Raw genomic sequence first — 23,937 nt, 5'->3', positions numbered from 1 at the left:
CCCGCATACCTCGCACATCGGGCATATCGCCGGAGGTGCGCGCAGAATCAAGCCATGGATCTGCCGGTGATGCCCCCTGTCCTGCCGATGCTCGCCAAGTCCGTGGCGGCGATCCCCGCGGGCATGCACTACGAGGCGAAGTGGGACGGGTTCCGGGCCATCGTGTTCCGCGACGGGGACGAGGTCGAGCTCGGCAGCCGTACCGGAAAGCCTCTGACCAGGTACTTTCCCGAGCTCGTGACGGCCGTGCGGGAGCGGTTGCCCGAGCGGTGCGTGGTGGACGGGGAGATCGTGATCGCGCGGGAGGGGCATCTGGACTTCGACGCGCTGACCGAGCGGATCCACCCGGCGGACTCGCGGGTGCGGACCCTGGCCGAGCGGACGCCGGCCTCCCTGGTGGCGTTCGACCTGCTGGCCCTCGGGGACGAGTCGCTGATGAACGCCCCGCTGACCGGCCGGCGGGAGCGGCTGGCCGAGGCGCTGTCCGGGGTCAGGGCGCCGGTGCACCTGGCTCCGGCGACGACGGACATCGAGGTGGCGCGGCAGTGGTTCGAGCAGTACGAGGGAGCGGGTCTGGACGGTGTCGTCGCCAAACCGCCGGCCGGGCGCTACCGCCCCGACGAGCGGGCCATGTTCAAGATCAAGCACGAGCGGACGGCGGACGTCGTCGTCGCCGGGTACCGGCTGCACAAGAGCGGCCCGGTCGTGGGCTCGTTGCTGCTCGGCCTGTACGACGACCGGGGCACGCTGCAGCACGTGGGGGTGTCGGCGGCCTTCACGATGAAGCGGCGGGCGGAGCTGGTCGAGGAGCTGGAGCCGCTGCGCATGGACGACGTCTCGGGGCATCCGTGGGCGGCCTGGTCCGAGGAGGCCGCCCACGAGTCGGCGCGGCTGCCGGGGGCACCGAGCCGCTGGTCGGGCCGGAAGGACCTGTCGTGGGTGCCGCTCAGGCCGGAGCGGGTGGCCGAGGTCGCGTACGACCACATGGAGAACGGGCAGCGCTTCCGGCACACCGCCCGTTTCCGCCGCTGGCGCCCGGACCGGACCCCCGAGAGCTGCACCTACGCGCAACTGGAGGAGCCGGTCCGCTACGACCTGGCGGAGATCCTCGGCGCGTGAGGCCGGGGCCGCCCGGCCCATCCCGGCGCGTGCGGCCCCGGGCCGCCGCTCGGGCCGTCCCGGCCCCCGTGCCCGGGCCCGCTCAGGGCTGCATCAGGACCTTGACCGCGCCGTCCTGCTTGCGCTGGAACATCTCGTACGCGTGCGGCGCCTGGGACAGGGGCACGCGGTGGGTGGCGAAGTCGTCCACACCGAGCGGGTCCTCGTCGGTCAGGTACGGGATGATGTCGTCGCTCCAGCGGCGCACGTTGGCCTGACCCATCCGCATCTGGACCTGCTTGTCGAACAGGGTCAGCATCGGCATCGGGTCGGCCATGCCGCCGTAGACGCCGGACAGGGAGATGGTGCCGCCGCGGCGCACCAGGTCGATGGCCGTGTAGAGGGCGGCGAGGCGGTCGACGCTGAACCGCTCGGACATCGGGCCGCTCAGCTTGCGCGGAAGCAGCGCGGCGGTGTTCTGCACCAGGCGGGCCACCGCGCTGCCGTGGGCCTCGGTGCCGACGGCGTCGATCACGGCGTCGGGGCCGCGGCCGTCGGTCTCGTCGCGGATCGCGGCGACGAGTTCCTTCTCGTCCTCGAAGGACCTGAGGTCGAAGGTCTCCACCCCGCGCGCCTTGGCCCGGGCCAGCCGCTCGGGGACCAGGTCGATGCCGAACACCCGCCCGGCGCCCTTGACCTGGGCGACCCGGCAGGCCATGTCGCCGATCGGGCCGAGGCCCAGCACGGCGATGCTGCCGCCCTGGGGGACGTCGGCGTAGGCCACGGCCTGCCAGGCGGTGGGCAGCACGTCGGAGAGGTACACGAACCGGTCGTCGGGCGGGCCCTCGGGGACCTTGATCGGGCCGTACTGGGCCTGCGGGACGCGCAGGTACTCGGCCTGGGCGCCGGGCACCGCGCCGTACAGGCGGGTGTAGCCGAACAGGGCCGCGCCCATGCCCTCGCCGGTGACCTGCGTGGTCTCGCACTGGGTGGGCAGGCCGGTCAGGCACATCCAGCAGTTGCCGCAGGCGATCTGGAACGGGACGACGACCCGGTCCCCGACCTGGAGGTCCGGGACGGCGGCGCCGACCTCCTCGACGATGCCCATGGGTTCATGACCGAGGATGTCGCCTGGGGTCATGAACGGCGTGAGCACCTCGTACAGGTGCAGGTCGGATCCGCACAGGCCACTGGAGGTGATGCGGATGATCGCGTCGGTGGGTTCCTGGATGGTCGGATCGGGCACGTTCTCCACCCGCACGTCCCGCTTGCCCTGCCAGGTCACAGCCCTCATCGCTTCGCGCTCCCTCCGTCGGCGTGCGCGTCCATCGGTCGGCAGGGGCCGGGTACCCGAGCGCCCCGCGCTGAACCTTTGCGCCGATCGACGGACGCGGCCGGGACACCGCCCCGTCCAAACGATCGACTCTGGCCGTAGATGGTCAGATAAGCGCACAATCAAGACACGTCGAGGACAGGGGCGCGGTGGCGACGGTGGGCATGGGACGACGGTGGCGCGGACGGCGCGCCGCGACGACGGCGACGCTGCTGGCCGTCACGGTGACGGCCGCCCTGGCGGCGGGGTGTACGAGCGGCAGCGGCACCCCCGACGACGGACGGGGATCGTCGAGCGCCTCGGAGCGGGGGTCCTCGCCCTCGGGGGCCGGTCCCTCCCCGCTCGCCGTCAAGCTCGACAACGCGGGCTCCGCCCGTCCGCACACGGGCGTCGGCGCCGCGGACGTGGTGTACGTGGAGCAGGTCGAGGGCGGGTTGAGCCGGCTGATGGCGGTGTACGCGACGCGGGTGCCGGAGACCGTGGGACCGGTGCGCAGCGCCCGCGAGTCCGACCTGGAGCTGCTGCGCCAGTTCCACCGGCCCACGCTGGTCTTCTCCGGCGCGCAGAAGAAGCTCCTGCCGCTGATCGACGAGGCGCCGCTGCGCCCTGTGACGCCCTCCGACGCCCCGGACGCGTTCTACCGGGGCAGCGACCGCGCCGCCCCGCACAACCTCTATCTGCGGCCCGGGCGGATCGCGCCCGAGGCGCCGGGCCGGGCCGCCCTGACCACCGGCTTCCGCTACGGCCCCGCCCCGGCCGGCGGCACGGCGACGGCCTCACGGACCGTGCGCTACCCGGCGGCCCGCTTCACCTTCACCTGGTCCGACGCCCGCGACCGGTGGCTGGTCGGCATGGACGGAGCCCCCGCCACGGAGGCCGACGGTGCGCGGATGGCGGCGGCGACCGTGGTCGTGCAGTACGTGAGGATCAGAGAGTCCGGCTTCCGGGACTTCCTCGGCAACAACTCGCCGTACACCGAGACGGTGGGCTCCGGCAGGGCGACCGTCCTGCGCGACGGCCGGGCCTGGGACGTGGACTGGAAGCGCCCGAAGGCCACGGACGGCACGGCGTTCACCACCGGTGACGGCTCCCCGGTGAACTTCGCGCGGGGCCAGGTGTGGGTGGTGTACGCCAAGGCCTCCTGACCTGCCCGAGGGCCCTCAGCGGGGTGCCGCCAGGGGCTCCTCGGGGTGGCGAAGGTCCTCGGCCGCGTCCGCCACCCGCCGGATCAGGTCGAAGAACACCGTCCGCTCGTCGGCGGTCAGCGGGGCGAGGAAGACCTGGTTCATCCGGGCGGTGCGCACGGTCAGCCTGCGGTGGGTGCGGGCCCCCTCGTCCGTCAGGCGCAGCAGGGAGCGGCGGCCGTCCTGCGGGTCGCGGACCTTGTCGAGCAGCCCGCGCCGGCCGAGCCGGCTGATCACCTCGGCGACGGTCGACCGGTCGAGCCCCACCCGCTCCCCCACCGTGCGCTGGTCCAGGCCGGGCTCGTCGACGAGCGTGTTGAGGACCGCGTACTGGGGCGAGGTGATCTCCTCGGAGACCATCGTGTTCCACAGCAGGTAGTGCGCCTGCTGAAGTCGCCGGGCCAGGTGCCCGGGGTGGGTGGTGAGGTCCGCCGCCGCCATGTGCACCCCTCGATAGTTTTCGTCGGTGCACTGAACGATAGTCGACCGGAACGGGACTGTCTGCCGTCACGAAGGCTCCCCTTCCAGGGTCTTGACGCCCTCGCCGTGCCGGTGGCAGCGTGAGATCCGGCTCGCAAGAATACTCAGTGCCCTGACTATCCGGTCGGGTCGCGCGGCGGAGATGGGGCTTCTCGGATGGACAAGGTGGTCGCCACGGCCGGGGAGGCCGTGGCCGACGTGCCGGACGGCGCGTCGCTCGCGGTGGGCGGTTTCGGGCTCAGCGGGGTGCCGAACGTGCTGATCCAGGCGCTGTACGAGCGCGGGGTGTCCGCCCTGTCGGTGGTCTCCAACAACTGCGGGGCCATGGAGTCGGGACTCGCCGTCCTCCTGGCCGCCGGCCGGATCTCCCGGGTGACGGGCTCCTACATCGGCGCCAACAAGGAGTTCGCCCGCCAGTACCTGGCCGGTGAGCTGGAGGTCGAGCTGATCCCGCAGGGCACGCTGGCCGAGCGGCTCCGGGCCGGCGGCGCCGGAATCCCCGCCTTCTACACACCCGCCGGAGTGGGCACCCAGGTCGCCGACGGCGGCCTGCCGTGGCGCTACGACGGGCAGGGCGGGGTCGCGCTGGCGTCGCCACCCAAGGAGGTCCGGGAGTTCGACGGCACGGAGTACGTGCTGGAGCGGGGCATCCGCACGGACTTCGCCCTGGTCCGGGCCGCCCGCGGCGACCGGCACGGCAACCTGGTCTTCAACAGGTCCGCCCGGAACTTCAACCCGCTGGCCGCGATGGCCGGACGGGTGACGATCGCCGAGGTGGAGGAGCTCGTGGAGCCGGGCGCGATCGACCCGGACGCCGTGCACCTGCCGGGCATCTTCGTGCAGCGGGTCGTCGCCCTCACCCCCGAGCAGGCGGCGGACAAGCGGATCGAGCAGCGGACGGTGAGTTCCTGATGGTCTGGACACGCCGGGAGATGGCCGCACGGGCGGCACGCGAACTGCGGGACGGCCAGTACGTCAACCTGGGCATCGGCCTGCCCACACTGATCCCGAACCACCTGCCCGAGGGCGTCGAGGTCGTCCTCGAATCGGAGAACGGCATCCTCGGCACCGGCCCCTACCCCACCGAGGACGCCGTCGACCCGGACCTGATCAACGCCGGGAAGGAGACCGTGACGGTCCTGCCGGGCGCGTCCTTCTTCGACTCGGCGCTGTCCTTCTCGATGATCCGGGGCGGGCACATCGACGTCGCCGTGCTCGGCGCCATGCAGGTCTCCGCACGGGGCGACCTCGCCAACTGGGCCGTCCCCGGCAAGCTGGTCACCGGGATCGGCGGGGCGATGGACCTGGTGCACGGCGCCCGCACGGTCGTGGTCGTCATGACCCACACCGCGAAGGACGGCTCGCCCAAGATCCTCACCGAGTGCACGCTGCCGCTGACGGGCAAGGCCTGCGTGAACCGGGTCATCACCGACCTCGGCGTCCTCGACGTCACCGACGACGGGCTCGTCCTGGTCGAGACCGCGCCGGGCGTGAGCGCCGCCGAGGTCGTCGCCGCGACCGGCGCCGATCTCACCGTGCCGGAGGGACTGCGGTGACGTACCTCGCCGACGCGGTCGACAGGACTTCTCAGGGGACCTCATGACGCTCACACAGCACGACATCGACCAGGAGATCGCGGCCGAACGCGCCGCGTACGAGAAGCGGCTCGCCGGCGGAGGACCCGTCGAGCACCAGCCGCGCCGCGACTACGCGCCCTACCGCTCCTCGGTGCTCCGGCACCCCGAGCGGCCGCCCGTCACCATCGACGTGAGCAAGGACCCGGAGCTGGTGGAGCTGACCTCACCGGCCTTCGGGGAACGGGACGTCACCGAGACCGACAACGACCTCACCCGGCAGCACACCGGTGAGCCGATCGGTGAGCGCATCACCGTCTCCGGCCAGGTGCTCGACCGGGACGGCCGCCCCGTGCGCGGTCAGCTCGTGGAGATCTGGCAGGCCAACTCGGCCGGCCGCTACGCCCATCAGCGCGAGCAGCACGACGCCCCCCTGGACCCCAACTTCACCGGCGTGGGCCGCACCCTCACCGACGACCGGGGCCGCTACCACTTCACCACCATCCAGCCCGGCCCCTACCCGTGGCGCCAGCACCTCAACGCCTGGCGGCCCGCGCACATCCACTTCTCGCTCTTCGGCACGGCGTTCACCCAGCGCCTGGTGACGCAGATGTACTTCCCGAGCGACCCGCTGTTCCCGTACGACCCGATCATCCAGTCGGTGACGGACGACGCGGCCCGGCAGCGACTGGTCGCGACGTACGACCACAGCCTGTCGGTGCCGGAGTTCTCGATGGGCTACCACTGGGACATCGTGCTGGACGGCCCGCGGGCCACCTGGCTCGAAGAAGGGCGCTGACCTGCCATGACGAGGATCGACACGAGCCGTCCCGAGACGGTGCTGCCCACCCCCTCGCACACCGTCGGACCGTTCTACGGCCACGCCCTGCCGTTCCGCGGCGGGGAGGACATCGCGCCCGCCGGGCACCCGGACACGATCACCGTGCACGGGTACGTCACCGACGGCGCGGGGGCGCCGCTGCCCGACGCGCTGATCGAGGTGTGGGGCCCGGACCCGCAGGGCAACCTGCCCACCGCCGACGGATCGATGCGGCGCGACCCCGCCTCGGGCGGCTTCCTGGGCCGCAACGGCGTGGAGTTCACCGGCTGGGGGCGCGCCCAGACCGACGCCGACGGCCACTGGTACGCGCGGACGCTGCGGCCCGGACCGCGCGGCCGGCACGCCCCGTACCTCGCCGTGTGCGTCTTCGCGCGCGGGCTGCTCGTGCACCTGTACACCCGGATCTACCTGCCGGGCGACGCCGCCGCCCTCGCGGCCGACCCGCTGCTGTCGCGGGTGGAGGAGGGGCGGCGCGACACGCTGATCGCCGCCGAGGAGGAGGGCGGCACGTACCGTTTCGACATCCGCCTTCAGGGCGAAGGCGAGACGGTCTTCCTGGAGTTCCAGTGACATCTCCCCCCGGCGACCCCGGACTGCTCGCCCCCGGGTGGGCCGACTCGGCGGCCGCGGCCGCGACCGGTGACGACGCGTATCTGCGGGCGCTGCTCGACGCGGAGGCCGCGCTGACCCGGGCCCAGGCGGCGCTGGGACTCGCCCCGGCCGAGGCGGCCGCGGCGGTGACCGGGGCCGCCCGCTCCGGCGCCTTCGACGTACGGTCGCTCGCCGCGCGGGCCCGGGCCGGCGGCAACCCGGTCATTCCCCTCGTGGCCGATCTGACGAATGCCGTCGGCGAACCGTACGGCCCCTATGTCCACCGGGGCGCGACCAGCCAGGACATCCTGGACACCGCGGCCATGCTGGTCGCCGCGCGCACGCTGGAACTCCTCCTCGCCGACCTCGGCCGTACCGCCGGGGCCCTGGCCCGGCTGGCCGCCGAGCACCGTGACACGGCGTTGCCGGGGCGGACGCTCACCCAGCACGCCGTGCCGACGACGTTCGGCCTCAAGGCAGCCGGATGGCGGTCCCTGGTGCTCGACGCGCGGGACCGGGTGAGCGCCGTGCGGGACGCGCTGCCCGTCCAACTCGGCGGTGCCGCCGGGACGTTGGCGGCCTTCGGCGCGTACGGCGCGGCCGATCCCGCCGCACTGCCCGAGGCGTACGCCCGTGAACTCGGCCTGCGGGCGCCGGACCTGCCCTGGCACACCCTGCGGACGCCCGTCGCGGATCTCGCCGGATGTCTGGCCTTCACCACGGGTGCCCTCGGCAAGATCGCGGCGGACGTCCTGACCCTGTCGCGCACCGAGATCGCCGAGGTGGCCGAGGGCAGCGGCGGCGGGTCGTCCGCCATGCCGCACAAGGCGAACCCCGTACGGTCCACCCTCATCGCCGCTGCCGCGCGGCGGGCGCCGCACCTCGCGGCCACGCTGTACGGGGCGATGGCGGCCGAGGACGAACGCCCGGCCGGCGCCTGGCACGCCGAGTGGGAGCCGCTGCGGGACCTGCTGCGGCTGGCCGGCGGGGCCGCCCGGGACGCCGCCGAGCTGGCGGAGGGGCTGCGGATCAGGCCCGAGGCCATGCGCGCCCATCTGGACCTGACCGGCGGGGCGATCGTCTCCGAGCGGCTCTCCGCCGAACTGGCCCGGGAGCTGGGGCGGGCCCGGGCCAAGGAACTGCTGACCCGGCTGACCGGGCAGGGCCGCCCGCTCGCCGAGGCGCCGGAGCTCGCGGAGGCCGACCTCGACCCCACGCACTACACCGGCTCCGCCGGATCCCTCACCGACCGTGCCCTGGAGCGACGTTGACCCTGCTGCATCACCGTGCCGAAGGCCCCTCCTCCGCTCCCCCGCTGCTGCTCGGGCCCTCGCTCGGTACGTCGTACGCCCTGTGGGACCGGGTGGCGCCCGAGCTGTCCGTCACCCACCGCGTGATCCGCTGGGACCTGCCGGGCCACGGCGGCTCACCGGCCGGGCTGCTGACGGCGGGTGCCACGGTGGGCGACCTGGCCGGCCTGGTGCTGGCCCTCGCCGACTCGCTCGGTGTCGAGCGGTTCGCGTACGCGGGGGTGTCGCTGGGCGGCGCCGTGGGGCTGCACCTGGCGGTGCACCACCCCGAGCGGCTGTCCTCGCTGGCCGTGATCTGCTCGTCGGCCCACTTCAACGGGGCCGCGCCGTGGGAGGAACGGGCCGCGCGGGTGCGGCGGGAAGGGCTGGCCGGACTGGCGGAGAACGCCGACGCGCGCTGGTTCACGCCCGGCTTCACCGTGCCGGAACTCGTGGCCGACCACCGCCGGGCCGACCCGGAGGCGTACGCCGCCTGCTGTGACGCGCTCGCCGCGTTCGACCTGCGGGACCGGCTGCCGGAGATCGCCGTGCCGACCCTGCTGGTCGCCGGCCGCGAGGATCCGGCGACACCGCCCGCCCACCTGCGGGAGATCGCCGACGCGGTGCCGGGCGCGGCGCTGGTGGAGATCCCCGGCGCCTCGCACCTGGCACCCGCGCAGTGCCCGGAGGCGGTGCTGGCCGCGCTGCGGTCCCACGCCGGCCGGCTGCCCGGGCGGGGCATGGAGGTACGGCGCGAGGTGCTCGGCGCCGCGCACGTGGACCGGGCGCAGGAGCGGCAGACGCCCTTCACCGCGCGGTTCCAGGACTTCATCTCCCGCTACGCCTGGGGCGAGATCTGGACCGATCCGACGCTGTCGCGCCGCGAACGCAGCATGATCACGCTCACCGCGCTGGTCGCCCACGGCCACCTCGACGAACTGGCCATGCACGTCCGGGCGGCCCGCCGCAACGGGCTCACCCCCGACGAGATCGCAGCCGTGCTGCTGCAGACGGCGGTGTACTGCGGCGTGCCGGCGGCCAACTCGGCGTTCGCGACGGCCCAGCGGGTGCTGGCGGAGGAGGACGGCGCGCAAGGGTGACCCTGCCGGTCGTACGCACGGCAGCAGCTCGCCCGGGTCGGGCCGGCGTGCCTACGGTGGGGGCATGTCCACCCTGCTGATCACCGGCGCCACCTCGGGGCTCGGCCGGTACGCCGCCGCCGAACTGGTCCGCGCCGGGCACGTCGTCCTCGTCCACGGCCGGGACGCGGAGCGCACCGAGCGGCTGGCCGCGGAGCTGCGCGCCGAGGGGGACGCCGAGGCGTTCGTCGCGGACCTGGCCTCCCTGGCGCAGGTGCGCGAGCTGGCCGCGCACGTCGCCGACGCCCATCCCGAGCTCGACGTGCTGGTCAACAACGCGGGCGTGGGCTTCGGGGTGCCCGGCGCGGGCCGTGAGCTGAGCGCCGACGGGCACGAGCTGCGACTCGCGGTGAACTACCTCGCACCGGTCGTGCTGACCCGGGCGCTGCTGCCCGTGCTGCGGGCGAACGCCCCGGCCCGGATCGTCAACGTCGGTTCGGCCGGGCAGGAACCGCTCGTCTTCGAGGACCCCGAGTTCGGCCGCGGTTACGACGGCACGGCGGCGTACCGCCGCAGCAAGTTCGCGCTCGCCGCGCACACCTTCGCCCTCGCCGAGGAGCTGGCGGGCACCGGTGTGACGGTGAACGTGCTGCACCCGGCGACCTTCATGGACACCGCGATGGTCCGGGAGGCGGACGTCACGCCCTGGAACACCGTCGCCGACGGGGCGGCCGCCCTGCTGGCCCTGGCCACGCGGGACGCGGGCACCGGCCGGTACTTCGACGGGACCCGGCCGGCCCGCGCCCACGAGGCGGCGTACGACCCTCGGGTGCGGGCCCGTCTGGCGGCGGTGACGGACCAACTGGTCCGCGCCTGAGTCACGAGGGCGCGCCGCTCACCGCAGGCCGGCGCCGGTCGCCAGTTCCGCGCGCGCCCGTGCCGCCAGTCCGTCCGCGCCGCAGGAGAGCGCCAGGTCCAGGCCGCGCCGGAGATCGGCCGCCGAGCGGGCGGCGGTGCCGTACTCGATGCGGGCCGCCGCATGCTCGTACTGGCAGGGCGAGGCCTCCAAATACGTGACGGCCCGGGCGAGGAGCCGGACGGCCCGCTGGCCGGTCTCCAGCGCTGCGGCGCAGCGCAGGGCCTCCCCTATGGCGGTGTCCGTGCCGAAGCGCTCGGCCTGGCGGCGGACGTCGACGGCGAGCCGGGCGGCACGCGCCGGGTCCTCGGTGCTGAGGGCGCGGGCGAGGTCCGTGGCCCAGGGGACGAGCACCGGGTTGTGGTGGCCGCGGGCCGCCGCGGCCTTCTCGGCGGCCTCCAGTTCGTTGATGCCGTCCTTGGTGCGGCCGACGGCCAGCAGCAGCCGGCCGCGCACCGACCGCGGGTCGGGCAGGACGATCGTGGAGGGGTAGGGCGGGGCGAAGCCGTACCGCTCGGCGACGTCCCAGGCCTCCTCGACCCGGCCGCGGGCCAGGAGCGTGTCGACGAGGTTGCAGGTCGCGGACCAGTACAGCGGCAGGCCGCGGCCGACGCGTTCGGCGAGGCGCAGCGACTCGCGCAGGGACGACTCGGCCTCCGTCAGGCGGCCGCGCCGACGGTGGCCGAGCCCGACGTAGGCGTGGGCCAGGGCGAGGTGGCCGCCGCTCCAGCCGGCCGACTCGTAGGCGCGCAGGGCCTCGTTGTAGAGGGTCTCGGCCCGGTCGAGGCGGTCGGTGAACGCGTAGGCGTTGGCCAGCATCAGCAGCAGTTCGATGCCCCACTCGGTGTCGGTCCAGCCGAGCCCGGGCGCCAGCCGGCCGTTGACGAGGGCGCGGTCGCACAGCTCGGCGACCTCCTCGGCGTTCTCACCGTGCATCAGGGCGTCGAAGCCGCGCAGGATGAGCAGCGCGCGCTCGGAGTTGTCCCGGCCGGTGCAGGTGCTCGCGAGGTCGGCGAGGCGCTGGGAGCGGCCGGGCGAGGTGGCCTCGCCGGCGTGGATGCCCTCCCACATGAAGTGGACGGCCTGGAGCCGCATCCGGGCGGGCCCGGGCCCGAGCCGGGCGGCCTCCGCCTCGACCGTGCGGACCGCCTCCTCCAGCTGGTCGTTGTGCAGGAGCGCCTGGGAGAGCCGGAAGACGGCGTCCACCCGCTGGTCGCCGTCGAGTCCGGGCATGGACAGCGCGGTGCGCAGATGGCTGATCGTGCGGGCGGGCGCGGTGAGGAACGTGGCCTCGGCCAGTTCGTAGAGCACGTGCGGGTGGGACTCGGGGCGGGGCGGTTCCTCCAGGGCGCGTTCCAGGCAGCGGCGGGCGGCGTCCGGGGCGCCGACCGCGAGATGCTCCCGGGCCGCCTCGCGCAGTTGCCCGACGAGTTCCTCGTCGTCGTCCGGGTGGACCTCCAGCAGGTGCCGGGCGGCGGCCGCGGCGCCGTGTCCCTCGTCGGCGACGATACGCGCGGCGATGCCGTGCATGGCGGTGCGCAGGGCGTCGGGGATGGAGTTGTAGACGGCGGTGGCGATGAGCGGGTGGACGAACTCCAGGTCGCCCTCGGCGCCGCGGCCGGTGGCGGGGTCCGGCGCGGTGAGGATGCGGGCGGTGCGCAGCAGTTCGGCGCAGCGGTGGGCGTCCTCGGTCCTGAGGGTGGCGAGTTTGGCGACCAGGCCGACGGAGATGCCGGTGCCGAGGATGGCGGCGGCCCACGCGAACCGGGTGGCGTCGATGCCGAGTTCCTCCAGGCGGGCGACGAGGCCGCCGCCACGCGCCGAGCGGTTCAGCTCGCGCAGCTCGCCCGCCCGGGCCTCGACCGGATCGAGCTCGCTGTCCTGCGCCCGGGCGAGGAGTTCGACGGTCTCGTACGGATTGCCGGCGGTGACGGCCCAGACCTCGCGGCAGAACGCGGCGTCCGCGTGCCGGCCGAGGGTGGCGCGGGTGAGCCCGGCCGTCGCGTCCGGGGTGAGCGCGCTCAGGGTCGTGACGGGGCCGTCGGCGGCGGCCGCGACGGTGTCGAGGTGACGGGCGCTCGCGCCGGAGAGGTCGCCCGGACGGCGGGCGACGACCACGAGCACGGACATCTCCTCCAGGCGTTCGGCCAGGGCGGCCAGCCAGCGCAGGGTCTCCTGGTCGGCCCAGTGGGCGTCGTCGATCAGCAGCACCAGCGGCCAGTCCCGGCGGGAGAGCCGCCGCACGGCCGCGACCAGGCCGTCGCACACGCCCTGCGGGTCGGCCTGCCGGTCGCCGGGGTCCGCTATGCCGAGGGCGGGGCCGGCGATGTCGTACCAGTCGCCGAGGTACTCGCGGGCCTCCTCCGGCAGCATCGACACCAGGGCCGGCTGCAGCAACTGCCGTACCACGTTGAAGGGGACCGACCTGAGGGTCTCGCCGCCGCGGGCCGACCAGACCGTGCAGCCGCGCGCCTCGGCGATGCGGCGGGTTTCGGCCAGCAGCGCGGTCTTGCCGAGGCCGGCCTCGCCGCTGAAGACCAGCAGTCCCCCGGTCGAGGAGCGGTCCGCGCACAGGCGGTCGACCGCCCGGGCGACGGCGGCGACTTCCTCGTCGCGCTCCCACAGGGAAGCCGAGGCGGCGGCCGTGGGCCGTACCTCCGTCATCCCGCTACCTCCCCAAGTCGCCCGAACGACGTACAGACGTCGAGCGTAGCCGTCCGATTGCCTGAGTGGAGGATGCTCGGGGCACCTGTTGCCGTGACGGGTGACACGGGGTGCGGCCGGACGACGCACCCGGGCCGTCACCAGCCCTCTTCGCGTCAACGGCGTGCAATTGCAAGGGAGGTGACGTTCATTCACGGAACCGGGGAGAAACGGCGGGGCCGGCGGGCGCTGGTCGCCGGGTCGGTGGGCAATCTCATCGAGTGGTACGAGTTCGGCGTCTACGGCTACTTCGCGACGATCATCGCGGCGCGGTTCTTCACGCCGGAGGGCGGCAGCGAGATCGAGGGACTGGTGAAGGCGTACGCCTCCTTCGCGCTCGCGTTCTTCTTCCGTCCCGTCGGGGCGGCGCTTTTCGGCCGTCTCGGGGACCGGCTCGGGCGGCGCCCGGTGCTGGTCCTGGTGATCACGCTGATGACGGTGGCGACGACGCTGATCGGCGCGCTGCCGACGTACGCGCAGGCGGGTGCCCTGGCGCCGTGGCTGCTGACCTTCCTGCGGGTGCTGCAAGGGCTGTCGGCGGGCGGGGAGTTCGGCGGGGCGGTGTCGGTGATGACGGAGTTCGCCCCGCCGGGCCGGCGCGGGCTGTACGGGTCGTGGCAGTCGTTCACGGTGGCGCTCGGACTGCTGGCGGGGGCGGGCGCGGCGGCACTGCTCGCCACCGCGCTGACCGAGGCGCAGCTCGGTGCGTGGGGGTGGCGGCTGCCGTTCCTGCTGACGCTGCCGCTGGGGCTGGGGGCCCTGTGGCTGAGGCTGCGGCTGGACGAGACGCCGGAGTTCGAGGCGGCCCGGTCGCGTGCGGCGCCGCCCCGGCGGGAGGTCGCGGAGGCCATCGCGCTGGGCGCCGGACGGATCATGGGCTGGGCCGCGGCCGGTTACACGTTCCTCGTCGTGCTGCCGTCGTATCTGCAGAGCTCGCTGGGTGCCACGTTCCAGCAGGCGTTGGTCGCGACCGTGCTGGCGAACCTCGGTTTCGCGGTGACGATCGTCCCGGCCGGGCTGCTCAGCGACCGGCTCGGGCGGCGGGCGGTGATGCTCTCGGGGGCGGCGCTGGTGGTGGTCCTCGCGGTGCCGCTGCTCAACCTTCTGCAGCAGCCCGGCGTTTCGACCACCGTGAAGGGTGCGGCGGTCTTCGGTGCGGGTGCGGTGGTGGGGCTGATGGCGGGGCCGGGTCCGGCGATGCTGTCGGAGATGTTCCCGGCCCGGGTGCGCTGCACCGGCCTGGGCCTCGCCTACGCGCTGTCCAATGCCGTGTTCTCGGGCTGCGCGGGACTGATCATCACGGAGACGATCGAGCGGACGGGCGACGTGGACATCCCGGCGTACTACGCGGCGGGGGCGTGTGCGGTGAGCGTGCTCGCGCTGCTGCCGGGACGGCGGTCCGGCGGCGCGCCGGACACGGTGCCGGAGAGGGCTGGATGAGCGGATGCGGGCGAGGACGAGATGCGGGTGAGCGGATGCGAGTGAGGATCACATGCGGGTGATCGGATGCGGGTGAGCGAATGCGGGTGAGCGAATGCGGGTGATCGGGCTGATGTCCGGCACGTCGTACGACGCGATCGACGCGGCGGCGGCCGATGTCGAACTCGTCGGCGACAGCCTGGTGATGAGGCCGCTCGGCATGGTGAGCGAGCCGTACGACGACGCCCTGCGTGAGGCGCTGACCGCCGCGCTGCCGCCCGGGACGACGACGATGGCCGAGATGTGCCTCCTGGACACCCGGATCGGGCAGGCGTTCGCGGCCGCGGCCGTCCGGGCCGACCGGGAACTCTGCGGCGGACGGGCGGAGTTGGTGGCCTCGCACGGGCAGACGGTCCACCACTGGGCCGACGGGCCGGCGGTGCACGGCACGCTGCAGCTGGGGCAGCCGGCCTGGATCGCCGAGGCGACCGGACTGCCCGTGGCCGCCGACTTCCGGCCGCGGGACATCGCCGCCGGCGGGCAGGGTGCTCCGCTGGTGAGCCTGGTCGACCTGCTGTGGCTGCGCGGCCGGCCGGGGCGGCCCGTCGCGCTCAACATCGGCGGGATCGCCAACCTCACCGCGCCCGACGGCACGGCCTTCGACACGGGGCCGGGCTGCGTCCTGATCGACGCGGCGGCCCGGGGCTTCAGCGGCGGCGCCCTGACCCACGACACGGACGGGGCCCTCGCCGCGCGCGGCCGGGTGCACGAGCCGCTGCTGGAACGGCTGCTGCGGGAGCCGTACTACGCGCTGCCCCCGCCGAAGACGACGGGCAGGGAGCTGTTCCACCTCGGCCGTCTGCGGGACGCGCTGGCGGGGTGCGGGACCCTGCCGGCCGAGGACGTCGTGGCCACGCTGACCATGCTGACGGCGCGGACGGTGGCGGACGCGGTGCGGTCGGTGGGTGCGACGGAGGTCATCGCCTCGGGCGGGGGCACGCGGAACCCGGTGCTGACGCGGATGCTCGCCGAGCGGCTGGGCGGGGTGCCGTTGCGTCCCTCGGACGAGCTGGGGCTGCCGTCGGACGCGAAGGAGGCGTACGCGTTCGCGGTGCTGGGGTTCCTCACGGCACACGGTCTGCCGGGGACGGAGCCGGCGAGCACCGGGGCGCGGGGTCCGCGGGTGCTGGGTTCGCTGACGCCGGGTGCGGGCGGGCTGCGGCTTCCGCCTCCCGCTGCGCGGCGGCCGGTGCGGCTGCTGCTGGAATGATCGGGTCCGGGTCCTCTCATGCCTCTTTCACCGACGCCTCATACGGTGGGGGCATGACGCGCGAGACCCCTGCCGGGTGGTACCCGGACCCCGGACAGACAGCGGACGGCCCCGCCACCGAGCGCTGGTGGGACGGCAAGGCCTGGACGCCCCACATCCGCCCGAAGGAGCACCCGGCGGCCGGGGGCCCGGCCGAGACCCGCCCGGCACCGCCGGCACACCCGGCCCCGACCGGAACCGAAACCCCGACGACGCCCGACGGCGACCCGTCCCGCGCGGGGGAACCCCACGGTGCGCAGGACCCGATACCGACACCGCACGCACCCGCCTCCGAGCCCCGGGCAGCGGCACCCACTGACGCCACGACGGGTCCGGCACGGCCGGCGGACGAGCCGCCGGCAGGAAGTCCCGCCGCTCCGGCGGGCGGTCACGCCTCCCCCGCGGGGCAACCGGCCCCGGGCGCGCACCCGGGAGCGGGGTACCCCCTGTATCCGCCCGGCGCTCCCGCGTACCCCGGCTACCCCACTGCCGCCGGCTACCCCGTCGCTCCTCCTGCCTCCCCCCGTTCGCGGCGGCTGCGGGCCGGGATCGCCGTCGGGGCCGCCGTCGTCGTGCTCGCCGGCATCGGGGTGGGGGTCTACGCCCTGACGGATGACGGCGGCGGTTCCTCCACCTCCCAGGCACCGGGAGGCCCGGGCGGGCCGTTCGGCGGACCGGGGGGATCCGGTGGATCCGGAGGGTCCGGAGGGTCCGGAGGGTCCGGAGGGGACAGCGGGTCCGGTGGCTCCGGGGGCGACGGCGGGTCCGAGGGGCAGAGTCCGGGGCCCGGGCAGTCCGAACCGCCGAGGATCAGAAGCGGCTCGGTGATCGACCCGGTCAGCGGGATCAGTCTGCCCATTCCGAAGGGATGGTACGGGCAGCAGGGGCAGGCCGGTGCACAGGTGACGTCCGAGGACTCCTACAAGTGCCCCGGCGACACCGCCGCCACCTGCACCGAGGGCGGTGCCTACTCCGCACCGGCCCTGGCCCTGGGCACCAAGGGCTCCACCCCCGAGGAGATCGCCAAGGCGGACATCGCGGCGAACGCCGAGGAGTCCTACGGCGGCAAGTCCTACGGCGGGATCACCTCCCACGACGTGCTGGCCTCCAAGGCCGTGACCGTCGCCGGCCAGAAGGGCTACCTGGTCCGCTGGAAGGCCGTCACGAGCAAGGGCGCCGACGGCATCGTCGAGTCGCTCGCGTTCCCGTCCCCCGCGAACACGAAGCTGATGGTCGTCGTCCGGTTCGGCGTCGACGCCGACCAGAAGGAGTCCGTCCTGGACGAGATCACCCGCGGCATCAAGGTGTCGACGAGCCGGGGCACCGGCCAGGACGTCTGACACCCGGCGCCCCACCGCCCGACACCGGTCGGCCGAGTGGGGCGCCCCCGCCGCTCACAGGGGCACCCCACCCGGCCGGGGGGTGCGCGCCGCCCCCGTCCCCACGGGTCGGCGCGGTCGGGTCGCCGTCCGGTCATCCGTGGACGGCGGCCCGGGTCTCAAGTCAGGCCCAGTGCCGGCAGCACCGCGGCCTCCACGAACCGCACGAGGTAGTCCGGGTCGGCCGGCCGGCCCTCCAGGACGGGCCGCAGCCGCAGCACACCCAGCATCTGCGCCGGGACGTACGGCAGCGCCGGGTGGTCGGCCGGCACCTCTCCCCGCTCGACCGCGCGCCGCACGATCTCCTTCAGAGCGGCGATCTCCGGTTCCACCACCGCCTCGCGCAGCGCGCACTGCAACTCCGGGTCCTGCGTGGCGGCGTGGGCGAGGGCGTGCAGCAGCTTGGTGTCGCGCCCGGACAGGTCGCCGAGCGCCCGGGCGGCCTCGCGCAGGTCCTCCGCGAACGACCCGGTGTCGACGCAGCGCGTGCGCCGGTGCGACCGCAGCGCCGCCGCGACGAACTGCGGCTTGGTCTTCCACTGGCGGTACAGCGTGGACTTGCTGCAGCGGGTGCTGGCGGCGATCCCCTCCATGGTCAGGGCGTCGTACCCGCACTCGCGGAGCTGCTCCAGCACGGCGTCGAAGAACTCCTGCTCACGCTCCGGCGTGATCTTGGAGCGGCGCGAGGTACCGACCTGCTCGGGTCGGTCCGCAGCCTGCGACGTCATGGCGTGTGCCCCCGGGTCTCGTCGGCGGCCGGAACGTGCCCGGCCGGTGCTGTGTCGAACGTCTGTCGATACGCCAGTGTACCGGTACACGGGCGTATCGGTACACTGGCGTATCGGTACGCACCCGTACCGATAACAGCACCACCGTCATCGAAGGGGCCGGGGGATGAATGCCCGCACCGAGCCTGCGCCGGCGGGGTCCGACGCGATAGCGCGACCACCGCTCGTCCGGGAGCTCCTGCTCGTCGCAGGGCTCTTCCTCGTCTACAAGTTCGGCCGGCAGCTGGCCACGGGCCACACCGGCGAGGCCTTCCGCAACGCGCACGGGGTCTGGGACTTCGAGCGCGCGGTCCGGCTGCCCGGCGAGACGGAGGTGCAGTCCCTGCTGCTGCACGGCGACGGCCTGGCGCACCTCGCGAACACGTATTACGCGGCCGTCCACTTCCCGGCCACCGCCGCCTTCCTGGTCTGGCTGTACCTGCGCCGCCCGGCCCACTACGTGTGGGCCCGCCGGGTCCTGGCCGCGGTGACCGCCGCCGCCCTCGTACTGCACCTGCTGTTCCCGCTCGCCCCGCCGCGCATGCTGGCCGCGACCGGCCTCGTGGACACCGCGCGCGTGTACGGACCGACGGTGTACGGCGACCCGGCGACCGACTCCCTGTCGAACCAGTTCGCCGCGATGCCCTCACTGCACTTCGGCTGGGCCCTGATGGTGGCGATCGGGCTGATCGCCGCGACCCGCTCGCGCTGGCGCCGGCTGTGGCTGCTGCACCCCCTGCTGACGCTGCTGGTGATCGTCGGCACCGCGAACCACTACTGGCTCGACGCGATCGTGGCGGCGGCCCTGCTGGGCCTGGCGCTCACGGCCCTGCACCTGCCGCACCGCACGGCGACCCCGGCCGGCCGCGCACGGGGCGGTGCCGTGCCCGCGCAGCGCGACGAGCCGTCGCTGGTCGGGGCGGGCCGGTGAACGCCGTGCCGGTCGCCGTCGCCCTCTCCCTCGTCTCCGCCGTCGCCTACGCGGCGGCCGCCGTCGCCCAGGAGCGGCTCGCCGCGCGCTCCCGGGGCGGGGGCGCCCTGCGGCTGCTCGGCAGCGGCGCCTGGTGGTGGTCGGTCGGGCTGAACGCGGCGGCCGCGCTGCTGCACGTGGTGGCGTTGCGGTACGGCCCGCTGACGGTGGTGCAGCCGCTCGGCGCGCTCACGCTGGTCGCGGCGGTGCCGCTGGGGGCGCGGCTGGCGGGACGGCGCGTGGCCGCGGCCGAGTGGAAGGGCACCGCGCTGACCCTGCTGGGCCTGGGCGCCGTCCTGGTCACGGCGTCCGGTCCGGCGCCCGACGACGTGCTGAGCGTGCCCGAGGCGCTGGCGGTGGCGGGGGCCACGGCCGCCCTCGTCGGCGTGCTGTCCCGGCCGGGCGCCCGCCCCGGCCTGCGGCACGCCACCGCGTCCGGCGTCGCCTCCGGGGTCGCTTCGGCCCTCACCCAGACGGTGACGGTGGCCACGACGGACCGGTCCGGCCCGGTGCTGAGCCTCCAGGTCGTCGGGGTGGCGCTGCTCGTGGCGGCGTTCGCGGCCGGCGGGCTGCTGCTGTCGCAGACGGCGTACCGGGGCGGCCTGGGCGGTCCGCTGGCCATGGTGACGCTGGCCAATCCGCTGGCCGCCGCGGTGATCGGCCTGTCGTTGCTCGGCGAGCGCCTCCAGGGCGGCCCGGCGGGCGTGCTGCTGGCGTTCACCGGGGCCGGCCTGGCCTCCTGGGGCGTGATCCTGCTCAGCAGGTCGGCGCCCCGGGAGCGTCCGGCGGACGACGACCATCCGGTGGCCGCCGTCCTGGCGCTGGAGCCGGACCCGGGTGCGGCCGGGCCGGCGTGGGTGCCCCGGCCGCACGATCCGGGGCACCTCACCACGGCTACGCGGTGACGATCGCCGGGTCGCTCACACCCGGCTGTCCGTTCTCGACGTGCCCCGCGAACCGCCGCAGGAAGGCCTTGTCGCCGTCGGCGGTGACGGTCAGGTCGTACCAGCGGCGGCTCCTGGTGAGGTCGACGGTCCGCCGCACGGTCGCGCCCGGGCGGACCGTGACGGCCGAGGGCCTGCCGCCGTAGCCGTCGGCGATCCGCAGCCGGGCCGTGCCGGTGCCCCGGTGGGTGAACGTCAGCTCGATGTCGTCGCCCCGGTGGCGGGCGGTGACCTCGCAGCCGGCCGTGCTGTTGGAACCCTTGAAGACGCGCACGAAGCCGTTCGGGCCGTGCACGGTCAGGTCGTAGGAGCCCGCCGAGTACGCCGAGTTCCAGGTGTCCCGGAGCGTCTTGCCGGCCTCGGTGGTGTACGTCCAGGGACCGTCGGCGCGGTTGCCGGAGGTGACGTGGAAGGCGGCGCCGGCCTTCGGCCCGGAGGCGAAGGTGAGGGTGAGCTTCCCGGCGGCCGCGTCGACGGAGGCGTCGACGTGCGGGGCGTACTTCAGCGGCCGGGAGCGGCGCAGTCCGCGCTCCTGCCGGGGCATGCGCGGGTCGGCGGGCGGCGTGGGCCTGTAGTCGGGGTGGCGTTCGCGGTCCTGCGGCTCGTACGCGTCGGTGCCGGGCAGCGGGGCCGGGCGCGCGTCCTTGCGGGAGAAGTCGAACGCGGCCGTCAGGTCACCGCAGATCGCCCGGCGCCACGGCGAGATGTTCGTCTCGCGCACGCCGAAGCGGCGTTCCATGAACCGCAGGATCGAGGTGTGGTCGAGGGTCTCGGAGCAGACGTAGCCGCCCTTGCTCCAGGGCGAGACGACCAGCATCGGCACGCGCGGGCCCAGTCCGTAGGGGCCGGCCGTCTTGCGGCCGTCGCCCGGGAAGAGGTCGGGGGTGACGTCGACGGTGGACAGGCCGCGGGAGGCGTCCTTCGGCGGCAGCGGCGGCACGACGTGGTCGAAGAAGCCGTCGTTCTCGTCGTAGGTGATGAACAGGGCCGTCTTCGACCAGACCTCGGGGTTGGAGGTGAGGGCGTCCAGGACCTGGGCGATGTACCAGGCGCCGTAGTTCGAGGGCCAGTTGGAGTGCTCGGAGAAGGCCTCGGGGGCGGCGATCCAGGAGATCTGGGGCAGCTTTCCGGCCTTGACGTCGGCGCGCAGGTGGTCGAAGTAGCCGTCGCCGCTCTTGACGTCGGTGCCGGTGCGGGCCTTGTCGTACCAGGGGTCGCCGGGCTGGGCGTCGCGGTACTTGTCGAAGTACAGCAGGGAGTTGTCGCCGTAGTTGCCGCGGTAGGCGTCCTGGATCCAGCCCCAGGAGCCGGCCGCGTCCAGGCCGTCGCCGATGTCCTGGTAGATCTTCCAGGAGATGCCGGCCTGCTCCAGGCGCTCGGGGTAGGTGGTCCAGCCGTAGCCGAGTTCGGCGTTGTCCAGGACCGGGCCGCCGCCGCTGCCGTCGTTGCCCGTGTACCCGGACCACATGTAGTAGCGGTTCGGGTCGGTGGAGCCGATGAACGAGCAGTGGTAGGCGTCGCAGACGGTGAAGGCGTCGGCGAGGGCGAAGTGGAAGGGGATGTCCTCCCGGGTCAGGTACGCCATGGTCGTGGTGCCCTTGGCGGGCACCCACCGGTCGTACTTGCCGCCGTTGTAGGCCTGCTGACCGTCGGGCCAGGAGTGCGGCAGGCCCTCCAGGAACTGCATGCCGAGGTCGTCGGCGTCCGGGTGGAAAGGCAGGAGCTCCTTGCCGTCCTTCTCCTGGTGCCAGACCGGTTTGCCGTTGCCGAGGGTGACCGGGCGGGGGTCGCCGAAGCCGCGGACGCCTCTCAGGGTGCCGAAGTAGTGGTCGAAGGAGCGGTTCTCCTGCATGAGGACGACGATGTGCTCGACGTCCTCGATCGACCCGGTGCGGTGGTTCGCCGGCAGGGCGGCGGCGCGCTGGATGCTGGCGGACAGGGCACTGAAGGCCGTGGTGGCACCCGCGAGTTGGAGAAAGCGGCGCCGGTTGACTTCGGACATGTAGGACAGACCTCTCATCCTGAGGTGCGGGACGGCCGGAACGTGACGGAATCTGCGCGGAAGGAGTGTTTCAGGGACACCAAACGCCAAGGAAGGGGCGCGTGACAGGGGTGTGAAAGTCGCCGGTACGGAGGGTGCGGCGGTGCGCTCGCCGGGGAGGGTCCGGGGCGTGGAAGAGACGCGGACGGCCAGTACGGGTCGACCGCGGTGGGCCGGTCGACCGCCTCCGGCGCCGCGACACCGCCGGTGGGCACGCCGGGCGACGGGCAGACGAACGGCCGGCGCCGGCGGTGCCGTTCGTGCCGGGAGCCGTGCCGAGCCGGATCCGAAGCCCCGTTGCGCCGGCACCCAGTGAGTCGCTCCTGATCGGCGACATCACGGCGGTGGCGTCATCGCCTGCGGCACGGGGACGTGGTGTACCCGCGGCCGCCGGAGACGGCTCACGCGCCGGTGCGGCGCTGAGCGGACGCCCCGTCGGGCACCGGCTCGCCGTCACCGCCCGAGCGCGTGCCGGTGTCCGGTTCTTCGTGCGGCCCGGCGCCGTCCCGGTGCGCAGGCGGCCCGGCTGCCCCGCCCTCCACGAGCGTGCCGCTCTCCTTCACCGCGGCCCGCTCGGGGTCGATCACGGCGTCGGTCGTCCGGCCGACCTCGGACAGCGTCATCTGGGCCCGGTCGTCGACCAGCCGGGTCACCAGGTGCTGCGCGGCGCCGAAGGCGGCGGCCCAGCCGAGGACCTGGGCCCGGCTGTCCAGGTCGCTGAGTCCGGGCACGAAGGCGCCCCTGATCAGCAGCAGTCCGAGGAACGCCGACAGAGCGCCGGTGGGGAACTTCAGCACGGCCGAGGCCAGCGGCAGCATGTAGGGCGAGTCGGTGCCCCGGATCCGGCGCAGCGAGGCGATGACGGTCAGGGCGGCACCGGCCAGCCCGGCGATCTCGATGGTGAGGATGTCCGCAGGCCGGGCCCGGGAGCTGGGGTCCCGCCCCGCCGGTACGTCGTGGTACTCCGCGGTGGGACACACCACCGTCACCTGGTCCCGGGGGCCGGTCTCCGGCGTGAAGCACAGGCTGAGCGCACCGGGCGAGAACCAGCCGTAGAGGGCGAGGCCGGTCACGCCGAGCAGGACGAGGAAGGTCGCGGTCCACAGGATGTTGCGCAGGCTGCGCACCCGGGCCAGTTCGTCGTCCAGCGCGTTGTACGAGGCGTCGAGCGCCCGGACCATCAGGTCTCGGTCGCTGGGCGTCATCTCGCCGGAGATGACGGCGCGCAGCCGCCGGGCGAGCCGCACCCGCCGGGGATCGTCGGTGTCGAGATGGTCCTTGACCAGCGCCATGACCTCACTGGCGCGGGCCGCCGCCTCCTCGTCGGGGACAAGCTGCAGCAGCAGCACCTCGGCACTGCGGATATTGGACCAGACACCCTCGCGGGCTGCCGATCCCGACCAGGCGCGGCGCCACCCGAAATCCTCGTCCGCGGCGGAACGGGCCCTTTCCAGATGCATCCGCATTCCCTCGACGAGGGTTCTGCGGCCCTCCGGACAGGGCCTGACGCTCTCCCGGTCCAGCTGCGCTTCCAGATATCCGATACGCGTTCTGGCCCGGGCGCGCCACGCCGTCCGCGGTGGCCGGGTGATCACGCGTAGACGGCCGGCACGTGCAGCTTGTCCCACGACTTCCGGCCGGGTGTGCCGTCGGCGTCACTGCCTTCGAATCCGAGCTTGCGCTGCCAGTGCGCGTACGACTTCCGGTCCGCCTCGCTCCACTGGGAGTCGGGCCCGGCCGCGTACTCCGAGCAGCCCTCCTCGATGAGGCGGTACCCCATCGCCTCGATGATCGGACTGGTCACGGACGACTGGAAGAAATCAGCGCCCGGGAACGGCTCGTACTCGCCGTGTGTTCTCGGTGGGGCCACACGGATCCGCTGATCGGGGAAAATGACGTCCGGATCCTCGATCTCCGGATTCCACGCGAGAATCTGGTCCAGCGTCACACGATGCCGGGCCGCGATCGCGCCGAGAGTGTCTCCACGCTTCACCACATAGAACTCCGCTGCCTTTTCCAT

Annotated in this window: 21 protein-coding genes; 14 read left to right on the top strand and 7 right to left on the bottom strand. The window is 74.0% G+C overall.

Annotation, left to right across the window (positions count from 1 at the left end):
* Positions 1–54 precede the first annotated feature (54 nt).
* Complete coding sequence (locus ACIGAQ_RS03870; RefSeq protein ID WP_399778928.1) at positions 55–1,119, top strand: ATP-dependent DNA ligase; 1,065 nt, start codon at positions 55–57, stop codon at positions 1,117–1,119.
* Between the two features lie 82 nt (positions 1,120–1,201).
* On the opposite strand, the gene ACIGAQ_RS03865 is transcribed toward ACIGAQ_RS03870, so the two are convergent.
* The gene (locus ACIGAQ_RS03865; RefSeq protein WP_399778926.1) at positions 1,202–2,392 is read right to left on the bottom strand and encodes a zinc-dependent alcohol dehydrogenase; all 1,191 of its coding nucleotides are present in this window, start codon (positions 2,390–2,392) and stop codon (positions 1,202–1,204) included.
* 203 nt (positions 2,393–2,595) lie between these two features.
* Here ACIGAQ_RS03865 and ACIGAQ_RS03860 point away from each other — a divergent pair, with 203 nt between their 5' ends.
* Positions 2,596–3,576: a DUF3048 domain-containing protein gene (locus ACIGAQ_RS03860; RefSeq protein WP_399778925.1), complete on the top strand. Its 981-nt coding sequence runs from the start codon at positions 2,596–2,598 to the stop codon at positions 3,574–3,576.
* A 15-nt stretch (positions 3,577–3,591) separates the two neighbouring features.
* Here the strand turns inward: ACIGAQ_RS03860 and ACIGAQ_RS03855 are convergent, their stop codons facing one another.
* Positions 3,592–4,056: a MarR family transcriptional regulator gene (locus tag ACIGAQ_RS03855; protein WP_362279128.1), complete on the bottom strand. Its 465-nt coding sequence runs from the start codon at positions 4,054–4,056 to the stop codon at positions 3,592–3,594.
* Between the two features lie 195 nt (positions 4,057–4,251).
* On the opposite strand from ACIGAQ_RS03855, the gene ACIGAQ_RS03850 reads away from it, so the two are divergent.
* From ACIGAQ_RS03850 to ACIGAQ_RS03820, 7 genes are all read left to right on the top strand, one after another.
* Positions 4,252–5,007 carry a CoA transferase subunit A gene (locus tag ACIGAQ_RS03850; protein ID WP_311681161.1) on the top strand — a complete coding sequence of 252 codons (756 nt, stop codon included), beginning with the start codon at positions 4,252–4,254 and terminating at the stop codon, positions 5,005–5,007.
* Positions 5,007–5,651 carry a 3-oxoacid CoA-transferase subunit B gene (locus ACIGAQ_RS03845; RefSeq protein WP_399778922.1) on the top strand — a complete coding sequence of 215 codons (645 nt, stop codon included), beginning with the start codon at positions 5,007–5,009 and terminating at the stop codon, positions 5,649–5,651. The genes ACIGAQ_RS03850 and ACIGAQ_RS03845 overlap by 1 nt, the downstream gene beginning before the upstream one ends.
* 43 nt (positions 5,652–5,694) lie before the next feature.
* Positions 5,695–6,468, top strand: a complete 774-nt coding sequence (gene pcaH, locus ACIGAQ_RS03840) for a protocatechuate 3,4-dioxygenase subunit beta (RefSeq protein ID WP_399778920.1) — start codon at positions 5,695–5,697, stop codon at positions 6,466–6,468.
* Between the two features lie 6 nt (positions 6,469–6,474).
* Positions 6,475–7,080, top strand: a complete 606-nt coding sequence (pcaG, locus tag ACIGAQ_RS03835; protein WP_311681156.1) for a protocatechuate 3,4-dioxygenase subunit alpha — start codon at positions 6,475–6,477, stop codon at positions 7,078–7,080.
* Positions 7,077–8,372, top strand: coding sequence for a 3-carboxy-cis,cis-muconate cycloisomerase (pcaB, locus tag ACIGAQ_RS03830; protein ID WP_399778918.1), 1,296 nt, complete (start codon positions 7,077–7,079; stop codon positions 8,370–8,372). The genes pcaG and pcaB overlap by 4 nt, the downstream gene beginning before the upstream one ends.
* Positions 8,369–9,490: a 3-oxoadipate enol-lactonase gene (gene pcaD / locus ACIGAQ_RS03825; protein ID WP_311681153.1), complete on the top strand. Its 1,122-nt coding sequence runs from the start codon at positions 8,369–8,371 to the stop codon at positions 9,488–9,490. Before pcaB ends, pcaD begins: the two co-directional genes overlap by 4 nt.
* Before the next feature lie 64 nt (positions 9,491–9,554).
* Positions 9,555–10,346, top strand: a complete 792-nt coding sequence (locus ACIGAQ_RS03820) for an SDR family NAD(P)-dependent oxidoreductase (protein WP_399778915.1) — start codon at positions 9,555–9,557, stop codon at positions 10,344–10,346.
* Positions 10,347–10,364: 18 nt separating this feature from the next.
* On the opposite strand, the gene ACIGAQ_RS03815 is transcribed toward ACIGAQ_RS03820, so the two are convergent.
* A complete protein-coding gene (locus ACIGAQ_RS03815) occupies positions 10,365–13,049 on the bottom strand; it encodes an ATP-binding protein (protein WP_399778913.1) in 2,685 nt (894 codons plus the stop codon).
* Between the two features lie 180 nt (positions 13,050–13,229).
* Here ACIGAQ_RS03815 and ACIGAQ_RS03810 point away from each other — a divergent pair, with 180 nt between their 5' ends.
* From ACIGAQ_RS03810 to ACIGAQ_RS03800, 3 genes are all read left to right on the top strand, one after another.
* Positions 13,230–14,528: an MFS transporter gene (locus ACIGAQ_RS03810; protein ID WP_399778911.1), complete on the top strand. Its 1,299-nt coding sequence runs from the start codon at positions 13,230–13,232 to the stop codon at positions 14,526–14,528.
* A gap of 94 nt (positions 14,529–14,622) precedes the next feature.
* Positions 14,623–15,777: an anhydro-N-acetylmuramic acid kinase gene (locus ACIGAQ_RS03805; protein WP_399778909.1), complete on the top strand. Its 1,155-nt coding sequence runs from the start codon at positions 14,623–14,625 to the stop codon at positions 15,775–15,777.
* Positions 15,778–15,830: 53 nt separating this feature from the next.
* Positions 15,831–17,156 carry a DUF2510 domain-containing protein gene (locus ACIGAQ_RS03800; RefSeq protein WP_399778907.1) on the top strand — a complete coding sequence of 442 codons (1,326 nt, stop codon included), beginning with the start codon at positions 15,831–15,833 and terminating at the stop codon, positions 17,154–17,156.
* A gap of 158 nt (positions 17,157–17,314) precedes the next feature.
* On the opposite strand, the gene ACIGAQ_RS03795 is transcribed toward ACIGAQ_RS03800, so the two are convergent.
* Positions 17,315–17,923, bottom strand: coding sequence for a TetR/AcrR family transcriptional regulator (locus tag ACIGAQ_RS03795; protein ID WP_362279137.1), 609 nt, complete (start codon positions 17,921–17,923; stop codon positions 17,315–17,317).
* A gap of 166 nt (positions 17,924–18,089) precedes the next feature.
* On the opposite strand from ACIGAQ_RS03795, the gene ACIGAQ_RS03790 reads away from it, so the two are divergent.
* Together ACIGAQ_RS03790 and ACIGAQ_RS03785 are read left to right on the top strand one after the other, a co-directional pair.
* Positions 18,090–18,893 (top strand): phosphatase PAP2 family protein, encoded by an 804-nt coding sequence (locus ACIGAQ_RS03790; RefSeq protein ID WP_399778905.1) that lies wholly within the window; start codon positions 18,090–18,092, stop codon positions 18,891–18,893.
* Entirely contained in the window at positions 18,890–19,837 is a 948-nt protein-coding gene (locus tag ACIGAQ_RS03785) for a hypothetical protein (protein WP_399778903.1), read from the top strand. Before ACIGAQ_RS03790 ends, ACIGAQ_RS03785 begins: the two co-directional genes overlap by 4 nt.
* Here the strand turns inward: ACIGAQ_RS03785 and ACIGAQ_RS03780 are convergent.
* The 3 genes from ACIGAQ_RS03780 to ACIGAQ_RS03770 all read right to left on the bottom strand — a co-directional run bounded on the left by ACIGAQ_RS03780 (position 19,827) and on the right by ACIGAQ_RS03770 (position 23,937).
* Entirely contained in the window at positions 19,827–21,878 is a 2,052-nt protein-coding gene (locus ACIGAQ_RS03780) for a phosphocholine-specific phospholipase C (RefSeq protein ID WP_399778901.1), read from the bottom strand. The two genes, ACIGAQ_RS03785 and ACIGAQ_RS03780, sit on opposite strands and share 11 nt — an antisense overlap.
* 440 nt (positions 21,879–22,318) lie before the next feature.
* Positions 22,319–23,377 carry a hypothetical protein gene (locus ACIGAQ_RS03775; protein ID WP_399778899.1) on the bottom strand — a complete coding sequence of 353 codons (1,059 nt, stop codon included), beginning with the start codon at positions 23,375–23,377 and terminating at the stop codon, positions 22,319–22,321.
* Positions 23,378–23,508: 131 nt separating this feature from the next.
* Positions 23,509–23,937 (bottom strand): peptidoglycan-binding protein, encoded by a 429-nt coding sequence (locus ACIGAQ_RS03770; protein ID WP_399778897.1) that lies wholly within the window; start codon positions 23,935–23,937, stop codon positions 23,509–23,511.

The sequence above is a fragment of the Streptomyces sp. NPDC085932 genome (genome assembly GCF_044540525.1).
Lineage (GTDB): Bacteria > Actinomycetota > Actinomycetes > Streptomycetales > Streptomycetaceae > Streptomyces > Streptomyces levis.
The sequence above is the reverse complement of the archived record's forward strand: the minus strand, read 5'-3'. Positions and strand labels throughout refer to the sequence as shown.

Bases quoted from the DNA above. Each gene is read 5' to 3' on its own strand.
- ACIGAQ_RS03870 (WP_399778928.1), top strand. From the start codon at position 55: ATGGATCTGCCGGTGATGCCCCCTGTCCTGCCGATGCTCGCCAAGTCC.
- ACIGAQ_RS03865 (WP_399778926.1), bottom strand. From the start codon at position 2,392: ATGAGGGCTGTGACCTGGCAGGGCAAGCGGGACGTGCGGGTGGAGAAC.
- ACIGAQ_RS03860 (WP_399778925.1), top strand. From the start codon at position 2,596: ATGGGACGACGGTGGCGCGGACGGCGCGCCGCGACGACGGCGACGCTG.
- ACIGAQ_RS03855 (WP_362279128.1), bottom strand. From the start codon at position 4,056: ATGGCGGCGGCGGACCTCACCACCCACCCCGGGCACCTGGCCCGGCGA.
- ACIGAQ_RS03850 (WP_311681161.1), top strand. From the start codon at position 4,252: ATGGACAAGGTGGTCGCCACGGCCGGGGAGGCCGTGGCCGACGTGCCG.
- ACIGAQ_RS03845 (WP_399778922.1), top strand. From the start codon at position 5,007: ATGGTCTGGACACGCCGGGAGATGGCCGCACGGGCGGCACGCGAACTG.
- pcaH (WP_399778920.1), top strand. From the start codon at position 5,695: ATGACGCTCACACAGCACGACATCGACCAGGAGATCGCGGCCGAACGC.
- pcaG (WP_311681156.1), top strand. From the start codon at position 6,475: ATGACGAGGATCGACACGAGCCGTCCCGAGACGGTGCTGCCCACCCCC.
- ACIGAQ_RS03820 (WP_399778915.1), top strand. From the start codon at position 9,555: ATGTCCACCCTGCTGATCACCGGCGCCACCTCGGGGCTCGGCCGGTAC.
- ACIGAQ_RS03815 (WP_399778913.1), bottom strand. From the start codon at position 13,049: ATGACGGAGGTACGGCCCACGGCCGCCGCCTCGGCTTCCCTGTGGGAG.
- ACIGAQ_RS03805 (WP_399778909.1), top strand. From the start codon at position 14,623: ATGCGGGTGATCGGGCTGATGTCCGGCACGTCGTACGACGCGATCGAC.
- ACIGAQ_RS03800 (WP_399778907.1), top strand. From the start codon at position 15,831: ATGACGCGCGAGACCCCTGCCGGGTGGTACCCGGACCCCGGACAGACA.
- ACIGAQ_RS03795 (WP_362279137.1), bottom strand. From the start codon at position 17,923: ATGACGTCGCAGGCTGCGGACCGACCCGAGCAGGTCGGTACCTCGCGC.
- ACIGAQ_RS03790 (WP_399778905.1), top strand. From the start codon at position 18,090: ATGAATGCCCGCACCGAGCCTGCGCCGGCGGGGTCCGACGCGATAGCG.
- ACIGAQ_RS03780 (WP_399778901.1), bottom strand. From the start codon at position 21,878: ATGTCCGAAGTCAACCGGCGCCGCTTTCTCCAACTCGCGGGTGCCACC.
- ACIGAQ_RS03775 (WP_399778899.1), bottom strand. From the start codon at position 23,377: ATGCATCTGGAAAGGGCCCGTTCCGCCGCGGACGAGGATTTCGGGTGG.
- ACIGAQ_RS03770 (WP_399778897.1), bottom strand. From the start codon at position 23,937: ATGGAAAAGGCAGCGGAGTTCTATGTGGTGAAGCGTGGAGACACTCTC.